The following is a 412-nucleotide window of genomic DNA, read 5'->3' as shown; positions in this document are numbered from 1 at the left end:
CTATACCGGGGCGACCCCGGAATGTGGTCTTGGGTTCTACACCGGATCACGGGCGTCGCGACATTCGTCTTTCTCTTTGTCCACGTGCTCGACACCGCACTGGTGCGAGTCAATCCGGACACCTACGACAAGGTCATCGAGACCTACAAGAACCCGCTCGTCGGGCTCATGGAGCTCGCCCTGGTCGCGATGGTGCTCTACCACGCGCTCAACGGCGTCCGCGTGATGCTCGTCGACTTCTGGTCGAAGGGTCCGCAGTACCAGCGCCCGATGCTCTGGATCATCATCGCGATCTGGTTCGTGGTCATGATTCCCGGCGCGGCGCGCATCTTCTACAACATGTTTGCGGGGCACTGACATGACTGAAGCCAAATCACTCGGCACGTCCTACGACCGTCCCGCCAGCCTGGAC

At 60.9% G+C, this 412-nt stretch carries 1 protein-coding gene; it reads left to right on the top strand.

Annotated elements, in window-relative coordinates; genetic code table 11:
• Window positions 1-357, top strand: a 357-nt coding sequence (sdhC, locus tag AC1DYG_RS20155; protein WP_477641613.1) for a succinate dehydrogenase, cytochrome b556 subunit, incomplete at its 5' end; no start/stop codon positions are given.
• Between the last annotated feature and the right edge of the window lie 55 nt (window positions 358-412).

This window comes from Pedococcus sp. P1_H8, from assembly GCF_056405175.1.
This window is presented reverse-complemented; position numbering and strand designations above follow the sequence as displayed.